This is a genomic window from Candidatus Pantoea floridensis (assembly GCF_900215435.1).
Classification (GTDB): domain Bacteria; phylum Pseudomonadota; class Gammaproteobacteria; order Enterobacterales; family Enterobacteriaceae; genus Pantoea; species Pantoea floridensis.
Genome location: NZ_OCMY01000001.1, coordinates 2,790,329 through 2,810,352 on the forward strand (window position 1 = coordinate 2,790,329; position 20,024 = coordinate 2,810,352).

The 20,024-nt window shown below is 55.4% G+C and carries 13 protein-coding genes; 12 read left to right on the forward strand and 1 reads right to left on the reverse strand.

The features are described from left to right. Positions 1–35: 35 nt before the first annotated feature. The gene (mutH, locus tag CRO19_RS13030; protein ID WP_097096189.1) at positions 36–722 is read right to left on the reverse strand and encodes a DNA mismatch repair endonuclease MutH; all 687 of its coding nucleotides are present in this window, start codon (positions 720–722) and stop codon (positions 36–38) included. 683 nt (positions 723–1,405) lie between these two features. Between mutH and rppH the strand changes: the two genes are divergently transcribed. The 12 genes from rppH to recD all read left to right on the forward strand — a co-directional run bounded on the left by rppH (position 1,406) and on the right by recD (position 19,721). Further along, positions 1,406–1,933 carry an RNA pyrophosphohydrolase gene (rppH, locus tag CRO19_RS13040; protein ID WP_007890933.1) on the forward strand — a complete coding sequence of 176 codons (528 nt, stop codon included), beginning with the start codon at positions 1,406–1,408 and terminating at the stop codon, positions 1,931–1,933. Between the two features lie 12 nt (positions 1,934–1,945). After that, the gene (gene ptsP, locus CRO19_RS13045; RefSeq protein ID WP_097096191.1) at positions 1,946–4,192 is read left to right on the forward strand and encodes a phosphoenolpyruvate--protein phosphotransferase; all 2,247 of its coding nucleotides are present in this window, start codon (positions 1,946–1,948) and stop codon (positions 4,190–4,192) included. Between the two features lie 94 nt (positions 4,193–4,286). Next, complete coding sequence (lgt, locus tag CRO19_RS13050) at positions 4,287–5,168, forward strand: prolipoprotein diacylglyceryl transferase (protein ID WP_097096192.1); 882 nt, start codon at positions 4,287–4,289, stop codon at positions 5,166–5,168. Next, on the forward strand, positions 5,165–5,959 hold the full coding sequence (thyA, locus tag CRO19_RS13055; RefSeq protein WP_097096193.1) for a thymidylate synthase: 795 nt from the start codon (positions 5,165–5,167) through the stop codon (positions 5,957–5,959). The genes lgt and thyA overlap by 4 nt, the downstream gene beginning before the upstream one ends. A 197-nt stretch (positions 5,960–6,156) precedes the next feature. Beyond that, the gene (locus CRO19_RS13060; protein ID WP_097096194.1) at positions 6,157–6,627 is read left to right on the forward strand and encodes a prepilin-type N-terminal cleavage/methylation domain-containing protein; all 471 of its coding nucleotides are present in this window, start codon (positions 6,157–6,159) and stop codon (positions 6,625–6,627) included. Continuing rightward, entirely contained in the window at positions 6,618–7,157 is a 540-nt protein-coding gene (locus CRO19_RS13065; RefSeq protein ID WP_097096195.1) for a prepilin peptidase-dependent protein, read from the forward strand. Before CRO19_RS13060 ends, CRO19_RS13065 begins: the two co-directional genes overlap by 10 nt. After that, the gene (locus tag CRO19_RS13070) at positions 7,154–7,576 is read left to right on the forward strand and encodes a DUF2509 family protein (RefSeq protein WP_097096197.1); all 423 of its coding nucleotides are present in this window, start codon (positions 7,154–7,156) and stop codon (positions 7,574–7,576) included. The genes CRO19_RS13065 and CRO19_RS13070 overlap by 4 nt, the downstream gene beginning before the upstream one ends. Next, positions 7,509–7,850, forward strand: a complete 342-nt coding sequence (locus CRO19_RS13075) for a prepilin-type N-terminal cleavage/methylation domain-containing protein (RefSeq protein WP_141400240.1) — start codon at positions 7,509–7,511, stop codon at positions 7,848–7,850. The genes CRO19_RS13070 and CRO19_RS13075 overlap by 68 nt, the downstream gene beginning before the upstream one ends. A 115-nt stretch (positions 7,851–7,965) precedes the next feature. Next, entirely contained in the window at positions 7,966–11,346 is a 3,381-nt protein-coding gene (gene recC, locus CRO19_RS13080) for an exodeoxyribonuclease V subunit gamma (protein WP_097096198.1), read from the forward strand. A 106-nt stretch (positions 11,347–11,452) separates the two neighbouring features. Continuing rightward, positions 11,453–14,350, forward strand: coding sequence for a pitrilysin (gene ptrA, locus CRO19_RS13085; protein WP_097096199.1), 2,898 nt, complete (start codon positions 11,453–11,455; stop codon positions 14,348–14,350). Beyond that, positions 14,347–17,886 carry an exodeoxyribonuclease V subunit beta gene (gene recB, locus CRO19_RS13090; protein ID WP_097096200.1) on the forward strand — a complete coding sequence of 1,180 codons (3,540 nt, stop codon included), beginning with the start codon at positions 14,347–14,349 and terminating at the stop codon, positions 17,884–17,886. The genes ptrA and recB overlap by 4 nt, the downstream gene beginning before the upstream one ends. Then, positions 17,883–19,721: an exodeoxyribonuclease V subunit alpha gene (recD, locus tag CRO19_RS13095; RefSeq protein WP_097096201.1), complete on the forward strand. Its 1,839-nt coding sequence runs from the start codon at positions 17,883–17,885 to the stop codon at positions 19,719–19,721. Before recB ends, recD begins: the two co-directional genes overlap by 4 nt. The last annotated feature ends 303 nt before the right edge of the window (positions 19,722–20,024 follow it).

A 20,024-nucleotide genomic window follows, 5' to 3' on the forward strand; every position in this document is an offset into this window, starting at 1 on the left:
CATCATTCCTAAAATTTATCGGCAGAAAAGTGCATTTACATTAGAAAATGACGGGCGAGCAAAGGACCGGTGAAGCTTTTCTTTAAATAAAAACCGCGTGGCAGCGTCATGATAGGCTCGCCGTGTTGGCCAATGGCTTCCGTCAACGCTTTGCTGTTCGCCGCTTTAGGACGGATTTGTAGCCAGGCGCCGTGACGTGCGGTGATGCGCTCTACCTGACCCAGCACAATCATATCCATTAGCTCTTCCCAATCCTCACGCAGTTGCTGTTCCTCTTCTTCACTGGGATGCCACAGCAAAGGCGATCCCACGCGGCGATCGGCTAGCGGTATGCCACGATCGCCTTCGATCGGGATCCACAGCACGCGCGCCAGTTTGTGGCGCACATGGCTGGTTTCCCAGGTGACGCCGCTGTTACCGGTAAGCGGCGCAACGCACACGAAGGTGGTTTCCAGCGGTTTGCCTTGCGCATCCACCGGTATGGTTTTCAATTCAATGCCGAGATGGGCGAAATCCTGCTCGGCTTTGCTGCCCGCGCTGGCGCCCAGATGCAGCTCTAACAGCATACCCACCCAGCCTTTGTCACGCTTCAGGTTTGGCGGAATGGGCAGGTTAAGCTGTGCCGCCAGCGCGGCAAATGTTTGGCCGGCCAGTCGCTGTGCGCGCTGCAGTAATTCCGCTTCATTTTCCGGTGGCGACGGCAATAACGGTGAGGAGTGCATGGTAAAACTCACATTGGTTGAAGAGTGAACAGTAAAAGCTGGCTGAATTTGTCCACATGGCAGATACGTGAATAAGTGTGATAATAGCATGATTCAGCGTGCTTTTTTTAGATTGATGCCCGTTAACAGCAGAAGTGCTATTAAGGTTATCCCAGCTTGTTATCGACAATGAACAGATGTTGAACCTAGTTATCCACAGAAAAGTGGGATAACCCCTGGTTATGAAGATACCTGTTTCCATTTACAGCCTTGACTTTCGCGTTTTGAACGCTTTTTTTCCTTTCTTTGACCAGGTTTAGGGCATTCTCTGTGGATAAAAACGCCGCTGATGGATCTTTAACCGATCGCCAAAAAGCAAATGTGAGTAAAGGACGATCCTCTTAGGATTTAGTCGACGATTTTTTAATAACTCGCTGAAAAATAATTTTTTTTGTGCGTTTCACTTATTGTTTTGTAAGAGTTTTCTGAAGTGGTTATTCACTTCATTCCCGTGTTCTGCACAACGCTATCCACAGAAAAGGTGAATAAGATCGCCCATAATTCCCGCTTGCTGTTTATAACTTGGCTTATCTCTGTGAGTTATCCTGTTTTTATTCCGTTATCACCCTCAGTATCCAGTGGTTTACCGCCTGTAAGGAGTGTGAAACAATCAGGCTATTCAAATTTAGCTTTGAGGTAGTCCAGTGATCGATGATGATGGCTACCGCCCGAATGTTGGTATCGTAATCTGCAACAGGCAAGGACAAGTGTTATGGGCCAGGCGCTTTGGACAGCACTCCTGGCAATTTCCTCAGGGAGGCATCAATCCGGGTGAAACTGCTGAACAGGCGATGTATCGCGAACTGTTCGAAGAAGTGGGCTTACACCGCAAAGATGTTCGAATACTTGCTTCAACCCGTAACTGGTTACGTTACAAGTTGCCAAAACGTTTGGTGCGTTGGGACACAAAGCCGGTGTGTATCGGCCAGAAACAAAAGTGGTTTCTTCTGCAGTTAATGTGTAGTGACGCGGAGATCAATGTGCAGCACAGCAGCACGCCCGAGTTTGATGGTTGGCGCTGGGTTAGCTTCTGGTATCCGGTACGTCAGGTCGTCTCTTTCAAGCGCGATGTTTATCGCCGCGTAATGAAAGAATTCGCTGGCGTGGTGATGTCTATGCAGGAGAGTGCGGGGCAGCGCAATAACGCCGCCCAACGACGTAAAAGAGGATAGGCCACGCCCTTTATGCTCACTCAGTTGCGCGAAATAGTAGAAAAAGTGGCGAGTGCTCCACGTCTGAATGAAGCACTCGACATTCTGGTAAACGAAATTTGCCTTGCGATGGAAACCGAGGTTTGCTCGGTTTATCTCGCCGATCACGATCGTCGTTGCTACTACCTGATGGCGACACGCGGACTAAAAAAGCCGCGTGGTCGTACGGTCACGCTGGCATTTGACGAAGGCATTGTTGGCCTTGTCGGACGCTTAGCCGAGCCGATCAACCTCGCCGATGCTCAGAGCCATCCCAGCTTCAAATACATTCCTTCTGTTAAAGAGGAGCGTTATCGCTCCTTCCTCGGTGTCCCGATTATCAGCCGCCGCCAGCTGCTTGGCGTGTTGGTTGTGCAGCAGCGCGAACACCGCCAGTTCGATGAAAGCGAAGAGTCGTTTCTCGTCACGCTTGCCACGCAAATGGCCGGCTTACTGTCGCAATCGCAGCTTGGCCAACTGTTTGGCCAATTCCGCCAGACGCGCGTCAAAGCGATTGCCGCTGCGCCTGGCGTGGCGGTTGCGCCAGGTTGGGTAGATGAAACCCAGCCGCTGCTCGATCAGGTCACTGCCGCTTCCACGCTGGACGTGCAGCGCGAGCGCGAGCGCCTGGTGCTGGCAATGGGTGAGGCGGGCAACGAATTTCGCCGCTTCAGTAAACGCTTTGCCGCCAGCGTGCAGAAAGAGAGTGCGGCGATCTTCGATCTCTATTCGCATCTGCTCACGGATGCGCGGCTGAAAAAAGATCTTTTTGACGAGATCGATCGCGGATCGGTCGCGGAATGGGCAGTCAAGACGGTAATCGAGAAGTTCGCCGAACAGTTCGCTAATCTGCAGGATCAATATTTACGCGAGCGCGCCGGCGATTTGCGCGTGCTCGGTCAGCGTCTGCTCTTTCACCTCGATGATTCGCTGGTGGGCACCAATGCCTGGCCGGAACGCTTCGTACTGGTTGCCGATGAACTCACAGCCACCACCCTGGCCGAACTGCCGCAGGAGCGTTTAGCCGGCGTGGTGGTCCGCGACGGTGCGTCCAACTCGCATGCGGCGATTTTGACGCGCGCGATGGGCATTCCAACCGTGATGGGCGCGGATATCCTGCCCGCGCAGCTTAACAAACGCCTGCTGATTGTTGACGGCTACCGCGGCGAAGTGCTGATCGATCCTGAACCGGTGTTGGTACAGGAATATCAGCGTTTGATCAGCGAAGAGAACGCGCTGAGCAAAATGGCTGAAGGCGTGGTTGAGCAATCCGGTGAGCTGAAAAGCGGCGAGCGCGTGCAGGTGATGCTGAATGCAGGCCTCAGCCCGGAACATGAACAGGCGCTCGACAGCTGGGTTGACGGCATTGGCCTGTATCGCACCGAAATCCCGTTTATGCTGCACAACGGTTTCCCTTCCGAAGAGGAACAGGTGGCGCAGTACCAGGGCATGCTGCAGCTGTTTTATGATAAGCCGGTCACGCTACGCACGCTGGATGTGGGGGCTGATAAACAGCTGCCGTATATGCCGATCAGTGAAGAGAATCCCTGCCTTGGCTGGCGCGGTATTCGTTTAACGCTCGATCAGCCGGAAATCTTCCTGGTGCAGGTGCGTGCCATGCTGCGTGCCAATGTGGCATCTGGCAACCTGAGCATTTTACTGCCGATGATTAGCCATATTGATGAGATCGATGAAGCGCGTCGTCTGATTGATCGTGCTGGTCGTGAAGTGGAAGAGATGCTGGGGTATGTGATTCCCAAGCCGCGGATTGGTATCATGATCGAAGTGCCCTCGATGCTATTTATGATCCCGCATCTGGCGGATCGCATTGATTTTATTTCGGTGGGCACCAACGATCTCACGCAATATTTGCTGGCAGTGGATCGCAACAACACGCGCGTGGCGAACTTGTATGATTCGCTGCATCCGGCAATGCTGCGGGCGCTGCACACCATTGCCAGCGAAGCCCGCGAGGCCAAACTGGAGCTCTGCTTGTGTGGTGAAATGGCCGGCGATCCGATGTGTGTCGCGCTGTTAGTGGGCATGGGCTATCACCACCTCAGCATGAACGGCAAGAACGTGCCGCGCGTGAAATATCTGTTGCGTCATCTCGATTTCGAGGAAGCGCAGAAATTGAGCGAGCATGGATTGGCGGCGCATACGGCATCAGAAGTACGTCACCTGGTTTCAACCTTTATGGAGCGTCGCGGTTTAGGCGGCCTGATTCGCGGCGGGCGTTAACGGTTACATCTTGCCGACCTGTGTACAACCCGGCTGTGCTATTATGCGCAGCCTTTTATTGTCCCGTTTAAGGGCAGAAGAACGATGGTGAAAGATGACTAACGGCTACATTTCGTTTCCCCAATTCGATCCGGTGATTTTCTCAATCGGACCGATTTCGCTTCACTGGTACGGTTTGATGTATCTGGTGGGCTTTATTTTTGCCATGTGGCTGGCGACGCGCCGTGCTAACAAACCTGGCAGCGGCTGGAAAAAAGAGGAAGTGGAGAATCTGCTGTACGCAGGTTTCCTCGGCGTGTTCCTCGGCGGACGTATTGGCTATGTGCTGTTCTACAACCTGCCGCTGTTCCTGGAGAATCCGCTTTATCTGTTTAAGGTCTGGGATGGCGGTATGTCGTTCCACGGCGGCTTAATCGGCGTAATTGTGGTGATGCTGATCTTTGCACGTCGTACCAAACGCACTTTCTTCCAGGTAGCCGATTTTATTGCGCCACTGATCCCGTTTGGTTTAGGTGCCGGTCGTCTGGGCAATTTCATCAACGGCGAACTGTGGGGCCGCGTGGCGCCAGATTTCAAATTCGCCATGCTGTTTCCGGGTTCGCGTAGCGAAGATATCGCGCTGGCGGCCAATAATCCGCAATACCAGGAATTGCTGAACACCTACGGCGTGCTGCCGCGTCATGCCTCGCAGCTGTATGAGCTGTGCCTCGAAGGTATTGTGCTGTTCATCATTCTTAATCTGTTTATTCGCAAGCCGCGTCCGATGGGCAGCGTATCTGGCCTGTTCCTGATTGGCTACGGCGCATTCCGCATCATCGTTGAGTTCTTCCGTCAGCCCGATGCGCAGCTTGGTCTGTTCGAAGGCGGCGTCAGCATGGGACAAATTCTCTCAATCCCCATGATTCTGGCCGGTGTGATTATGATGGTTTGGGCGTATCGCCGTCGCCCGCAGCAACAAACGCGTGAGGTAAAATGAAACAATATCTGGACTTAATGCAACATGTGCTGAATGAAGGCGCAGAAAAGGCCGACCGTACCGGAACCGGCACGCTCTCCATTTTTGGCCACCAGATGCGTTTCAATTTGCAGGACGGTTTTCCGCTGGTTACGACCAAGAAAGTGCATCTGCGCTCAATTATTCATGAGCTGCTGTGGTTCCTCAAAGGCGAAACCAACATCGGTTATCTGAAAGAGAACAAGGTAACCATTTGGGATGAGTGGGCCGATGAGAACGGCGATCTTGGCCCGGTGTACGGTAAGCAGTGGCGCAGCTGGGGCAACGCTTCGGGCGAAGAAATCGATCAGATTAGCAAAGTGATTGAGCAGCTGAAGCGCGATCCGGATTCCCGCCGCATCATCGTTTCGGCGTGGAACGTGGGTGAGCTGGACCAGATGGCGCTGGCGCCTTGTCATGCCTTCTTCCAGTTCTACGTCGCTAACGGCAAGCTCTCTTGCCAGCTGTATCAGCGCTCGTGCGATATCTTCCTCGGTCTGCCGTTTAATATCGCCAGCTATGCGCTGCTGGTGCATATGGTGGCGCAGCAGTGCGACCTCGAAGTGGGTGATTTTGTCTGGACGGGTGGCGATACGCATCTCTACAGCAACCATCTGGAACAGGCACGCCTGCAATTGACGCGCGAACCGCGTCCGTTGCCGAAGCTGGTGATCAAGCGCAAACCGGCCTCCATCTTCGATTATCAATTCGAAGATTTCGACATTGAAGGCTACGATCCGCATCCGGCGATTAAAGCACCCGTAGCGATTTAACGCTATTTATCCGTAGGGTCGCCATTTATGGCGACCACTTACCAACCGCACCTCAATTCCCAACCACACCTCAGTTCTGAATCCGCCTCGCAAAAATCTGTATCTCTCTGCACCTCTCAGCGATTTCCTGCGCAGCATTTTCCAAAGCACTAATCCTCCGCTTGTTGAGCGTCATCCCAACCGGCAAATTACCCGGCATGAACAGAAACATTCACCACGGATTCACCTTGCCTGAACTGTTATTGGTGATGGTGATTGCCGGCATACTCAGCGTGGGTGCCTTACAAGGCTGGCAGCGCTGGCAGCACTATCAACAGCTACGCGAAAGCGTTGCGCAACTGCAGGGATTTCTGCTGCGGGCCCGCGCTTACGCGAGCTGGCACAATCGCGATCTTGTTCTGTGGTTGCAGCCAGGGGAAAACGGCTGCCTTGGCGCGGGGCAAAAGCCTGTGGAAGGCTGTGCGTTGGCATCTCGTTGGCTATTCAGGCCGCCACATGCCAGCGTGCGCATTGCCGGCATGACGGGTGAAGTGGGGTTTTATGGGCGACGTGATGTGGCACGCCCTGGCAGTATCGATCTCATTAGCGATGCCGGACACTGGCGTCTAATCATCTCCGCCAGAGCGCGTATCCGAGCCTGTCAGCCGGGAGAGAAAGGATGCGAATAGCGCAAAGGGGTTTTAGCCTGCTGGAAATGCTGATTGCTATGGCGATTGGTGCCATTTTGATGCTCAGCGTAGGGCGCTTTTTGCCCCTGCTACTGGAGCAGAATCTGCGCCTGCAGCAGCGTGTGCAGCTGCAACAGGAACTGCAGCAGATCGCCAATACCTTACAGAAGGCACTGCGACGAGCGGGCTATTGTCACGGGCAGTGCAACGGTGCTGCGCTAACGCTTGCGGCGAATGGCAGCTGCGTTTTACTGCGCTGGGATGAGAACAGCAACGGGCGCTGGGAAGGTGTGGGGCACAACGAAAGTGACTATTACGGCTATCGGCTGCGCAGTGGACAGCTGGAAATGCAGCGTGGTGTGGATGAGTGCAGCAGCAGCGGGTGGGAGAGAGTGTCCGATCCGGCCTTTCTCACCCTCGACACCTTCAAACTTGAACGACAGGGAACACGCCTTATCCTGCAACTGGCAGGGCATGCGGCTAGCCAAAGCGTGACGTTGGAACACTGGATTGAAGGAATCAATCTATGAAGCAACGCGGCAACAGCACATTGGGTATGGTGCTGATGATGTTAATCATGGGTGGACTGACGTTGCATGCAACGCGCAGCCAGCTGTCGCAAGGGATGGTATCAGTGGCGGACGAGCAGCAGCATCACCAGGATTTCTGGCAGGCGCAGTCCGCACTGGAGTGGGGGAGCGTGCAAAACTGGCCGCAGGCGACCGGCTGGCAGTGCCAGCAGTGGGCGGCAGAGCAGTGGCAAAGCTGTCTATTACGTATGGAGGATGACAATGCGTTGTTATCAGCACATGGAGAAGGGCGAGCGCTGTGGCTCTATCGTTGGGTTTCTCTACGTAACTCGCAGACCCAGCGGCAAGAACATGGCTGGATCGATTATTGCCCGCTTTCGCAGCCGGAGCTGTGTCAGCCAGAAGCAACAGGGCTTTAGCCTGGCGGAAACGCTGGTGGCGATGCTGCTGCTGGCAATGACCATCAGCACTTTGTTGCAATATCATCGGGCGCTGGCACTGGGTTTTAGCCAGCAGTGGCAGCAGCGGCAGGCCTGGCGTGCTGCAGGGCAGGCGCTGCTTGGTCATGACGTAGCGGGCTGGCAGAGCCAGCGCCAGCAGCAAAGCATCGCAGGCGGCTGTACACTTGAGCAGGTCACGGTGACGGGACCGCAACAGCGCTCGGCCTCATTAGGACAGCTCAATTGCCGCTGAGATGGCCTCAGCGGTAGGCATCAATGGCGATAAACGGTAGAGTGGCTCGGCTGAGTGCGTGCAGCTAACGCACCTGCAGCTTGAAGTAGGGTGGGTATATCTTTGAAGGAGAGTTATGTTCCGGGTCTATCATTCCAATCAGCTCGATCTGTTGAAAAATCTGGCAGGTATTCTGATTGAAAACCAGCCGCTAGCCGATCCGCTTGCTGCTGAACAGGTGCTGGTACAGAGTCCCGGTATGGCGCAATGGCTGCAAATGGAGCTGGCTAACAGTTTCGGTATCGCCGCCAACATCGAGTTTCCTTTGCCCGCCAGTTTTATCTGGAACATGTTCGTTAAGGTGCTACCCGATATCCCTGAAGAGAGCGCCTTCACCAAAGCCAGCATGAGCTGGAAGCTGATGCATCGGCTGCCGACCTTGCTGGAGCAGGAGGCCTTCCAGCCGCTGCGGCACTATCTCAATGACGACGATGATAAGCGTAAGCTGTATCAGCTCAGCGCCCGCGTCGCCGACCTGTTTGACCAATATCTGGTGTACCGCTCGGACTGGCTCAATAGCTGGGAGCGCGGTGAACGAATTGATGGCTTAGGCGAATCGCAGCATTGGCAGGCACCGCTGTGGTGCGATCTGGTCAGCTTTACGGAGAGCCTCGGCCAGCCGATGTGGCATCGTGCCAATCTTTATGCGCGCTTTATCCGTGAACTGGAACAGGCAAACACGCCGCCGCCAGGTCTGCCACAGCGCGTATTCATTTGCGGTATTTCCGCGCTGCCGCCGGTCTATCTTCAGGCGTTAGAAGCGCTGGGACGGCATATCGATATCCATCTGCTGTTCACCAATCCATGTCGCCACTATTGGGGTGACATTCAGGATTATGCTTTCCTGGCGAAGCTGCAAAGCCGCCAGCGGCGTCGTTTACAATCAGATGAGCTACAGCCGCTGTTTCGCGATCCGGCTAGCGCCACGTCGTTATTTAACGATCTCGGCGAGCAACAGCTCACCAATCCACTGCTCGCGTCATGGGGCAAGTTGGGGCGCGATAATCTGTTTTTACTGAGCCAGATGGAATCCGCCGCCAACGACATTGATGCCTTTGTGGAATTGCCCCAAGACAATCTGCTGCACAGTCTGCAGTCGGACCTGCTCAATCTCGACGATAAAGCGGTGATTGGACTGAACGCCGGTGAACTGGCCGACAGCAGTGAGAAACGCCAGCTTGATCCGCACGATCGCTCGATCACGCTGCAGGTGTGCCATAGTGCGCAGCGTGAAGTTGAAGTGTTGCAGGATCACCTGCTAACGCTAATGGAAGCCGATCCCGAGCTCAAGCCGCGCGACATCATTGTCATGGTGGCAGACATTGACAGTTATGCCCCCTTTATTCAGGCCGCTTTTGCCAGCGCGCCGAGTAAGCGCTATTTACCCTTTGCCATTTCAGACCGCCGCGCCAGCCAGGCGCACCCGGCTATATTGGCGTTGATCGGTTTACTGGCATTGCCGGAAAGCCGTTTTGCTTCGGAAGATGTGCTGGCGTTGCTGGAAGTGCCAGCGCTGGCGCAACGCTTCTCAGTGGATGAAAGCGGGCTGCGACTGCTACGCCGTTGGGTGATGGAATCCGGTATCCGCTGGGGGTTGGATGATGCCAGTGTGGAAGCGTTGGCGCTGCCGGTGACCGGACAACATACCTGGCGTTTTGGTCTGCAGCGCATGCTGCTGGGCTACGCGCTAGAAAGTGGCAACGGCGACTGGCAGGGTATTTTGCCGTATGACGAGTCCAGTGGCCTCATCGCTGAGCTGGCGGGACATCTGGCCGAATTACTCTCTCGGCTTGAAGAGTGGCGCGCGCGTCTGGCGCAAGAGCGCACGCTTGAGGATTGGTTGCCATTATGTCGCGAGCTGATCACCAGCTTCTTCAGCGGTGATGCCGAAAGTGACGCCGCACTGCTGCTGGTGGAAACGCAGTGGCAGGAGATTATTGAACAGGGTATGCAAGCGGCTTATCACCAGCCGATTCCGGTCACATTACTGCGCGATGAGCTGCGTTCGCGCCTCGATCAGCAGCGGATTAGCCAACGTTTTCTTGCCGGCCCGATCAACTTTTGTACGCTGATGCCAATGCGCTCTATTCCCTTCAAGGTGGTGTGTTTGCTGGGCATGAACGACGGGGTTTACCCGCGCACATTAGCGCCACTTGGTTTCGACCTCATGCAGCAGCAGATGCGTAAGGGCGATCGCAGTCGCCGTGATGATGACCGCTACCTGTTCCTCGAAGCGTTAATTTCGGCGCAGCAGCAGCTGTATATCAGCTATATCGGCCGCGCTATTCAGGACAACACCGAGCGCTATCCCTCAGTATTAGTGAGTGAGCTGGTGGATTATCTTGGGCAGAGTTTCTGTTTACCCGGCGACGAAGCCTGTGAGCCTGACGTCAGCGAGCAGCATGTGCGTGAACATCTACAAACGCTACATAGCCGAATGCCTTTTGCGGCGGAGAACTTCCAACCGGGCGCATATGGCCAAAGTTTTGCGGCGGAATGGCTACCTGCCGCAACCGGCAGCGGGGTCGCGCAACCTGATTTTGTCCAGCCTTTACCGCCTGTGCCATTGGAAACGTTGTCGCTGGAGCAACTGCTGCGTTTCTGGCGCCATCCGGTGCGCGCCTGGTTCCAGCAGCGCTTAGGCGTCGCATTTTGGATGGAAGAGAGCGAACTGCCCGACAGCGAACCCTTCGCTCCCGACAGTCTGGAGCGTTATCAAATCAACGCCCAGCTGTTAAATACGCTGGTCAACGGTGACGATCCGGCGCAGCTGTATGCTCGCCATCGTGCCGCAGGCAATCTACCGTACGGCGCTTTTGGGGAAATTTTCTGGCAGAGCCAGACCGAAGAGATGCAGGAAGTGGCGGCGGAGGTGAGCGGTCAACGCCAGCCGGCGGAGAGTTGGGAGATCAATCTGAAGCTGGGCGATGTGCAATTGACCGGCTGGCTGACCCAGGTGCAAGCTGATGGGCTGCTGCGCTGGCGTCCGGGCGTGCTTAATATGAACGATGGACTGTTGTTATGGATCGAACATCTGGTGTATTGCGCGTTAGGCGGTACGGGTGAAAGCCGTATGTACGGTCGTAAACAGAGTCACTGGCGTTTTACGGCACTGGATGCCGATCGGGCATTAGTTTTGCTGAGCGAGTATGTTGGGGGTTATCAGGCGGGATTAGTACAGCCGCTGATGCTGCTCAATAAATCGGGTGGGGCCTGGCTGGAGGCCAGCTTTGATAGCAAGGCGCACCTGCTGCTGGAAGACGAAGCAACGCAGAAAAAGGCACTTAACAAACTGCTGCAAGCCTGGCAGGGTGGTTTCCAGGTTGAAGGCGAGAGCAGCGATCCCTATCTTCAGCGCCTTAGCCGAACACTTGATGAAGAGGCTATCCAGGCGATTACCGCTGCCGCACGGCAATGGTATTTGCCGGTGCGCCTTGCGCATCAACATGATGAATAGCAATCGGGAACAGCCTCGTTAACGCTGTTCTCACTACTATAAAAAAGTTTTTCTATTTCACCGCTGGGCACACAGACAGCGGAAAAGGGTAACGTAAGGGGTTTAAATGCGGATTTACGCACGCTGGATTGGAGCGCTGCTGCTGAGCATGCTGGCGCTGAATGCCTTTGCCGATACCGATCGCGGCTGGCAACCCATTAATGACACCATTCGTAAAAGCGATCACGATCCACGCAGCTATCAGGCGATTACCTTAAGTAACGGCATGACCGTGCTGCTGGTCTCGGACGCAGAAGCACCGAAATCCCTGGCGGCGCTGACGTTGCCGATAGGTTCGCTGGATGATCCTAATCAGCAACTGGGCCTGGCGCACTATCTGGAACATATGGTGCTGATGGGATCTAAGCTTTATCCGCAGCCTGACAATCTTGCAGAATTTCTGAAGAAGCACGGTGGTAGCCATAATGCCAGCACGGCCTCCTATCGTACGGCGTTCTATCTTGAAGTGGAGAACGATGCACTGCAGCCGGCTGTCGATCGCCTGGCTGATGCGATTGCTGAACCGCTGTTGGATCCGATCAATGCTGACCGTGAACGCCACGCTGTTAACGCTGAGCTCACCATGGCCCGCTCGCGTGATGGTTTGCGTATGTCGCAAGTGGGTGCAGAAACCCTAAACCCTGCACATCCGGGTTCACGTTATTCCGGCGGTAACCTTGATACGCTGAGTGATAAGCCCGACAGCAAATTACATCAGGCGCTAACCGATTTTTATCACAGCCATTATTCGGCGAATCTGATGAAGGCGGTGATTTACAGCAACAAGCCGCTGCCAGAGATGGCCGACATTGCAGTAAAGACCTTTGGTCGAGTGGCCAATCATCAGACGGCAGTGCCTGAGATAGATGTCCCCGTGGTCACCGATGCACAAAAGGGCATCATTATTCATTACGTGCCTGCACAGCCGCGCAAGCAGTTAAAAATCGAATTCCGTATTGCCAATAACAGCGGCCAGTTCCGCAGTAAAACGGATACGTTGATTAGTTATATTCTGGGCAACCGCAGCAAGAATACCCTTAATGACTGGCTGCAAAAGCAGGGGCTGGCTGACGGTGTCAGCGCGGGTGCCGATCCGATGACCGAGCGCAACAGCGGCGTGTTTGCTATCAGCGTATCGCTCACCGATAAAGGGTTGGCACAGCGCGATGAGGTCGTAGCCGCAGTATTTAGCTACCTGGATCTGCTGCGTAGTAAAGGCATCAGCAAAGAGTACTTTGATGAAGTCTCTCATGTACTGGCACTGGATTTCCGCTATCCATCAATCACGCGCGATATGGATTACATCGAATGGTTGGTGGACACCATGCTACGTGTGCCAGTTGAACATACGCTGGACGCGCCATATCTGGCCGATCAATTCGACCCAGCCGCCATCAAATCACGTCTTGATGAGATGACGCCGCAGAACGCGCGTATCTGGTACATCAGTCCGCAGGAGCCGCACAACAAAGAAGCCTATTTTGTGAACGCGCCTTACCAGGTGGATAAAATCAGCGCCGCGCAGTTCAGTGACTGGCAGCAGCGTGCCACTCAGCTGCAGCTATCGATGCCGGCCCTGAATCCCTATATTCCGTCTGATTTCACCATCATGCCTTCCACAGGTAAAACCTACGATCATCCCGTGGCGCTCACCAGCGGTGACAGCATGCGCATCTACTGGATGCCAAGCCAGATGTTTGCCAGTGAACCCAAAGCGGCGATCACCCTGGCACTGCGCAACAAAGCCGCGATTAGCGATGCCCGCCAGCAGGTGCTGTTTGGGTTGAATGACTATCTCTCCAGTCTGGCTCTGGATCAGCTCAACTCGCAGGCATCGGTTGGCGGCATCAGCTTCTCCACCGGTGAAGATGATGGCATCGTGTTTAGCGCCAGCGGGTTTACCCAACGCTTGCCGGAACTGCTGAAAAAACTGGTGGAAGGCTACGCCACGTTTACCCCGGATCAACAGCAGCTGGAACAGGCCAAATCCTGGTATCTGGATCGATTGGAGGCGGCTGAAAAAGGCAAAGCGTTTGAGCAAGCCATTCAGCCAATGCAAATGCTCTCGCAGCTGCCCTATACCCAGCGCGAAACGCGCCGCAAGCTGGTCAAAGAGATCACGTTGAAAGAGGTCACTGACTATCGTGATGCGATGATTCATCACGCAACACCAGAGATGATGGTGGTGGGGAATCTATCAGCCGATCGCGTTATACAGTTGGGTGATGAACTTAAACAGCAGTTGCAGAGCGATGGCCACGGCTACTGGCACAGTGATTATGTGGTCGTCGATAAGGCGATGAAGGCCAACCTGCAGAAAGCAGGTAGCAGCACCGATTCCGCGCTGGCGGCGCTGTATGTGCCGTTGGGCTACAGCGAGTATCAAAGCATGGCTAACAGCACCATGCTCAGCCAGATAGTGCAGCCGTGGTTCTACAATCAGTTGCGTACCGAAGAGCAACTCGGCTATGCGGTGTTTGCCTACCAGATGCCGATTGGTCGCCAATGGGGGATCGGTTTCTTACTGCAAAGTAACAGCAAACAACCCGCCTTCTTACTGCAACGCTTCCAGGCCTTTTATCCGCAGGCTGAACAGCGTCTGCGCACCATGAAACCGGAAGATTTCGCCCAGTATCAGCAGGCGTTGATCAACGATATGAAGCAGCGTCCACAAACGCTGGATGAAGAGGCGAACCGCTTTAACCGCGACTTCAATCGCCAGAATTTTGCTTTCAATACGCGTGAAAAAGCGATTGAGCAAATTCAAAAGCTGACGCCAGCGGGTCTGGCCGACTTCTTCCATCAGGCGGTGTTAGCGCAGCAGGGCATGGCGATGATTTCGCAGATTGGCGGTAGCCATGATGGTGCGACCAAAGATGATTACGCGCCATTGCCGGACTGGACCACGTGGGATGAGGTGCAGAAATTGCAGCAATCATTGCCAGTGAAGAGTGATGCGCAATGAGTTTGTTACCTGAAACCCTCAATCCCCTGACGCTGCCGCTGCGCGGTGAGCGTCTGATTGAAGCCTCAGCCGGAACAGGCAAGACCTTTACCATCGGTCTGCTCTATCTGCGCCTGCTGCTCGGGTTAGGTGGACAAAATGCATATTCCCGCCCACTGTCGGTAGAAGAAATTCTGGTGGTGACCTTTACCGAGGCTGCTACCGCCGAGCTGCGTGGACGTATTCGTGCCAATATTCACGAACTGCGATTGGCCTGCCTGCGCGGCGTCAGCGGCAACCCGATGCTGATGCAACTGTTGCAGGAGATTCCGCAACCTGCCGATGCGGCTTCACTGCTGCTTGCTGCCGAGCGCCAGATGGACGAAGCGGCGATATTCACTATTCACGGCTTCTGCCAGCGCATGCTCAATCTCAATGCCTTTGAGTCAGGGATGCTGTTTGAACAGCAGCTGATTGAGGATGAACAGCTTCTGCTGCGGCAGGCGACGGCCGATTTTTGGCGCCGCCACTGCTATCCACTGACGCTGGATATTGCGCGCGTGATTGTCAGCGAGTGGAGCGGCCCGGAGCAGTTGTTGGCAACCTTGCGTCCATGGTTACAGGGCGAGTCTCCCAGCCTGCGTCTTCCGCCTGCCGAGGGTGAAACGCTGGCCTCACGCCACAGTGAAAATCTGGCGCGTATCGCCGCCATGAAAGCGCAGTGGCTGGCGGTCAGCGAAGAGGTGCTGACGCTGGTTGGACAATCGGATGTGGATAAGCGTAGCTACAGCAGTAAAAATTTGCCGGTTTGGGTTAACAAGGTTAGCTTCTGGGCACAAAGCGAAACGTGCGATTATCAGGTTCCTGCCGAGCTGGCGCGCTTTGGCCAGCAGGTGCTGATAGAGAAGACCAAAAAGGGCCTTCCGCCACAGCATGGCTTATTTGACGCCATTGATAGCTTTATCGCGCAGCCGCTGTCGCTGCGTGATTTGGTAATTGCCCGTGCGCTGGTTGAGGTGCGCGCTGCGGTACGTAAAGAAAAGCGCCAGCAGGCACTGCTAGGTTTTGATGACCTGCTAAGCCGTCTGGACGAAGCGCTGCAGCAGCCCAGTGGTGAACAGCTGGCGCAGGCCATCCGTCAGCGTTTTCCGGTGGCGTTAATTGATGAATTTCAGGATACCGATCCGCTGCAATACCGCATTTTCCGCACGCTTTACATCAATCAACCAGCGCATGCGCTGCTGCTGATTGGCGATCCAAAACAGGCGATTTACGCGTTTCGTGGCGCGGATATTTTTACCTATATTCGGGCACGGAGTGAGGTAAGCGCGCACTATACGCTGGATACCAACTGGCGCTCATCGCCGGCGATGGTTAGCAGCGTCAATCAGCTGTTTATGCGTCTTGAAGCGCCATTTTTGTTCGCTGACATTCCCTTCCAGCCGGTGCAGTTCGCGCCACCTAATCAGCGTCTGTCGCTCAGCATTGATCAGGTTGAGCAAGCGGCATTGCGCTTCTGGCTGCAACCCGGGACAGGTTGCAGCGTGGGAGACTATCAGCAACGGATGGCGCAGCAGTGTGCGGCCGACATAAGCCGCTGGCTACAGGCTGGGCAGCAACAGCGCGCGATGCTGGGCAAAGCTCCTGCACTGCGCCCGGTACAAGCTTCAGATATCACCGTGCTGGTGCGCAGCCGTAACGAAGCTAATCTGATTCGCGAAGCGTTAAATCTGCTGGGGATTCCGTCGGTGTATCTCTCTAACCGCGACAGCGTCTACACCACGCCGGAAGCGCGCGAGCTGTTGTGGCTGCTGCAGGCGGTGCTGGCGCCGGAACAGGAGCGTATGCTGCGTACGGCGCTGGCTACCTCGCTGTTTGCCTTTGATGCCTCGCAGCTGGATGCGCTGGATCAGGATGCGCGTGGTTGGGATGAATTGGTCGATACCTTTGCTCGCTGGCAGCTGGTGTGGCAGCAACGTGGCGTGTTGCCGATGCTGCGCGAGATGATGCTGGAGCGTCAGCTGGCAGAGAATTTGCTGGCATCAGACAACGGTGAACGCCGCCTGACCGATTTACTGCATCTGGGCGAACTGTTACAGGAGGCGGCAGCACAGCTGGATAGTCCACATGCGCTGGTGCGCCATCTGGCGCAGCAGATCGCACGTCCGGATAGTCAGTCTGCCAGCCAGCAGCTGCGTCTGGAGAGCGATCGCCATCTGGTACAGATTGTCACCATTCACAAGTCCAAAGGACTGCAATATCCGTTAGTGTGGCTGCCATTCGCCGCCGGTTTCCGCGAAGCCGATACCGCGCTGTATCACGATCGTGAAAGTTTTGGGGCGGTGCTGGATCTGCAAGCGGATGAGGCGAGTCTGGCGCTGGCCGAGCAGGAGCGTCTCGCGGAAGATTTGCGTCTGCTGTACGTGGCGCTGACCCGCTCGATTTATCACTGCAGCGTTGGGGTGGCGCCGCTGTTTCGTGGCACGCGTAAGAAAGAGGGCGAGAGCGATGTGCACAAAAGCGCACTCGGGTTCTTGTTGCAGCGTGGTGAAGCGGCCACGGCAGAGCAGTTGGCTATTCTGCTCAATGATATGGAGGCAGTAGGCACCGATGTGGTGCTGGCGGATGATATCCATGCCGAGCGCTGGCAGAATGATGCCGTTGCCGATAGCGAACTTGCCGCACGTGCCGTAACGCGTGTGTTGGCCGATCCGTGGCGGGTAACCAGCTACTCCGGTTTGCAGCAGCATGGCACTCATCGCCTGCTGGATGTGATGCCAAACTTCGATGTAGAAGCAGCGGGCGAGGAGAACCATGAGGAGACGCTGGAAGCGACGTTAACACCCCACCATTTCCCGCGCGGTGCTGCACCGGGGACGTTTTTACATGAGCTGTTTGAATCACTGGATTTCCCACAGCCGCCCTCCGCAGAGAAGCTGACGCAGCATCTGCAGCAAAACGGTTACCCGCTCCATTGGCAGCCGATGCTCAGCGAGTGGATTGCACGCGTGGTCACTACGCCGCTGAATGCGCAGGGCATCCATCTAGCGGGCGTTCACCGTCACGATTGTTTGGTTGAAATGGCCTTCTATCTGCCAATTGATAACGTGCTGACGGCGCATGAACTCAGTGCATTAATCGCTCAGGATGCGTTATCGGCACAGGCTCCGCCGCTTGATTTCCGTCAGGTGCAGGGCATGCTAAAAGGCTTTATTGACCTGGTGTTTCGCTGGCAGGGTAAATACTACCTGCTGGATTATAAATCCAACTGGCTGGGTGACAGCCACGAAGCTTATACACCGCAGGCGATGGCGCAGGCGATGATCGACCACCGCTACGATTTGCAGTATCAGCTCTATACGCTGGCGCTGCATCGCTATTTACAGCATCGTGTGCCTGATTACGATTATGAACAGCACTTTGGCGGCGTGTTCTATCTTTTCCTGCGCGGCATGGATGGTAGCTCACCCGATAATGGCGTGTTCCATACGCGTCCAAGCTTCGATTTTGTTTCACAACTGGACAGCCTGTTTCGCGGGCCAGGAGAGTCTGCATGAGCGGTATGACGGCGCTTTTGGCACAGGCGGCTGAGCTGCGCTTGCTGCGGCCGCTGGATGTCCAGTTTGCCCAACTGTTGGCCGATGATGATTATCCGGCGCGATTACTGCTGGCAGCATGCCTGAGTGCAGAAGCAGGGGATGGGCATGTCTGTTTACCGCTGACGCAGCTGAGCCGCGACAACCTGTTTAATGGTCGTCATGAGGAGCTGGCGCACGCTATCTGGCAAGCTGCCGGGGAGCCGCAAGATTGGCACGCAGAACTGAGTGACTGGCCTGCGTTGCACAGTCACGATCGGGCGGCGCCGATCGTATTGAGCGAGAATCGTCTCTATCTGCATCGCTTATGGCATCACGAAGGGCAGGTGGCACGCTTCTTCCAGTCACAGGCCACAGCGCAGCAGTTTGCATCTGAGCAGGTAAGAGAAGTACTGGATCAGCTGTTTGGTATCGCGCCGGATAACTGGCAGAAAATTGCGGCCGCCGTAGCATTGACGCAAAAAACCGCGGTTATTTCTGGCGGCCCCGGCACCGGTAAAACCACTACGGTGGCAAAACTACTGGCAGCGCTCATTCGCCTGAGTGGGGACGCACTTCGTATTCAATTGGCTGCTCCAACCGGCAAGGCCGCGGCGCGTCTCACCGAATCACTGGGTAAGGCGCTGCAAAAGCTGCCGGTTAGCGAGGCGGAACGACTACGCTTTCCGGCTGAGGCCACTACGTTGCACCGTCTGTTAGGCGCACAACCGGAAACGCAGCGTCTGCGCTATCACGCGGGAAATCCATTGCATCTGGATGTGCTGGTGGTGGATGAAGCCTCCATGGTCGATCTCGGTATGATGGCCAATCTTATCGCCGCGTTGCCTCCGCAGGCGCGAGTCATTTTCCTGGGCGATCGCGATCAACTTGCATCCGTTGAAGCGGGCGCGGTGCTCGGCGATATCTGCCGCTGCGCTGAGGCCGGCTACAGTGCCGCGCGTGCGTTACAACTCAGTGAAATTACTGGCTGTGCAGTGGCGGGCAATGATGAGCACAGCGCTCCCCCTGTGCGCGACTCTATTTGCCTGCTGCGCAAAAGTTATCGCTTTGACGCCAACTCCGGCATCGGGCAGCTGGCTAGCGCCGTTAATGCAGGTGATGCGAAAGCAGTCGAGGCGGCATTGCAGGCAGGGTTTAGTGATATCGCGCGTAAACCTTTAAATGATGCGGAGGCTTATCAGGCGATGCTGGCGGAGATTGCAGCAGGCTATCAGCCTTTCCTGAAACTGATTAGCCAGCGAGCAGATCCGGCAGAGATTATCGCGGCATTTGGTCGCTATCAGCTGCTGTGTGCGCTACGCGAAGGGCCTTTTGGCGTGCAGGGGCTGAATCAACGTATTGAACAGAAGTTGATGCAGCTGCAACTGATTCGTCGTCCCACCGGCGGCAGTCGTTGGTATCAGGGACGTCCGGTGATGGTGACGCGCAACGATAGCGCGTTGGGCCTGTTTAACGGCGATATCGGCATTACGCTGTTTGATGATGAAGGTCTGCTGAAAGTGTTTTTCCCATTGCCAGATGGCAGCATCAAAGCGGTACAGCCAAGTCGTTTACCCACGCACGATACCGCGTGGGCAATGACGGTGCACAAATCGCAGGGATCGGAGTTTGATCATACGGCGTTAGTGATGCCGGCGCAGTTTTTACCGGTGCTAACGCGTGAACTGATTTATACCGCCATTACGCGTGCGCGAAAGCAGCTGACGTTGTACAGCGATGAAAGCGTATTCCGCCGGGCGGTACAGCTGCGTACCCAACGGCGCAGCGGATTGCTCGAGCGGTTGAGCGGGGAATAAACCCTGGTCGGCATAAATGCCGCCCCTACAAATGCACCAGAGGGTCGCCATTCATGGCGACCTCTTCCCGATGCGCATGAATGCCGGCCCTACAAATGCACCGTAGGGTCGCCATTCATGGCGACCTCTTCCCGATGCGCATAAATGCCGCCCCTACAAATGCACCGTAGGGGCGCCATTCATGGCGTAATGCCGCTCACTTAAGCAAAAAAATGCCTGTTTATGCAGGTGCGCATGAATGCGCACCCTACGAAAACCCGGCGATATCCACGTAGGGTCACCATTCATGGTGACCGATTCATG

Bases quoted from the DNA above. Each gene is read 5' to 3' on its own strand.
- mutH (WP_097096189.1), bottom strand. From the start codon at position 722: ATGCACTCCTCACCGTTATTGCCGTCGCCACCGGAAAATGAAGCGGAA.
- ptsP (WP_097096191.1), top strand. From the start codon at position 1,946: ATGCTCACTCAGTTGCGCGAAATAGTAGAAAAAGTGGCGAGTGCTCCA.
- lgt (WP_097096192.1), top strand. From the start codon at position 4,287: ATGACTAACGGCTACATTTCGTTTCCCCAATTCGATCCGGTGATTTTC.
- thyA (WP_097096193.1), top strand. From the start codon at position 5,165: ATGAAACAATATCTGGACTTAATGCAACATGTGCTGAATGAAGGCGCA.
- CRO19_RS13060 (WP_097096194.1), top strand. From the start codon at position 6,157: ATGAACAGAAACATTCACCACGGATTCACCTTGCCTGAACTGTTATTG.
- CRO19_RS13065 (WP_097096195.1), top strand. From the start codon at position 6,618: ATGCGAATAGCGCAAAGGGGTTTTAGCCTGCTGGAAATGCTGATTGCT.
- CRO19_RS13070 (WP_097096197.1), top strand. From the start codon at position 7,154: ATGAAGCAACGCGGCAACAGCACATTGGGTATGGTGCTGATGATGTTA.
- CRO19_RS13075 (WP_141400240.1), top strand. From the start codon at position 7,509: ATGGCTGGATCGATTATTGCCCGCTTTCGCAGCCGGAGCTGTGTCAGC.
- recC (WP_097096198.1), top strand. From the start codon at position 7,966: ATGTTCCGGGTCTATCATTCCAATCAGCTCGATCTGTTGAAAAATCTG.
- ptrA (WP_097096199.1), top strand. From the start codon at position 11,453: ATGCGGATTTACGCACGCTGGATTGGAGCGCTGCTGCTGAGCATGCTG.
- recB (WP_097096200.1), top strand. From the start codon at position 14,347: ATGAGTTTGTTACCTGAAACCCTCAATCCCCTGACGCTGCCGCTGCGC.
- recD (WP_097096201.1), top strand. From the start codon at position 17,883: ATGAGCGGTATGACGGCGCTTTTGGCACAGGCGGCTGAGCTGCGCTTG.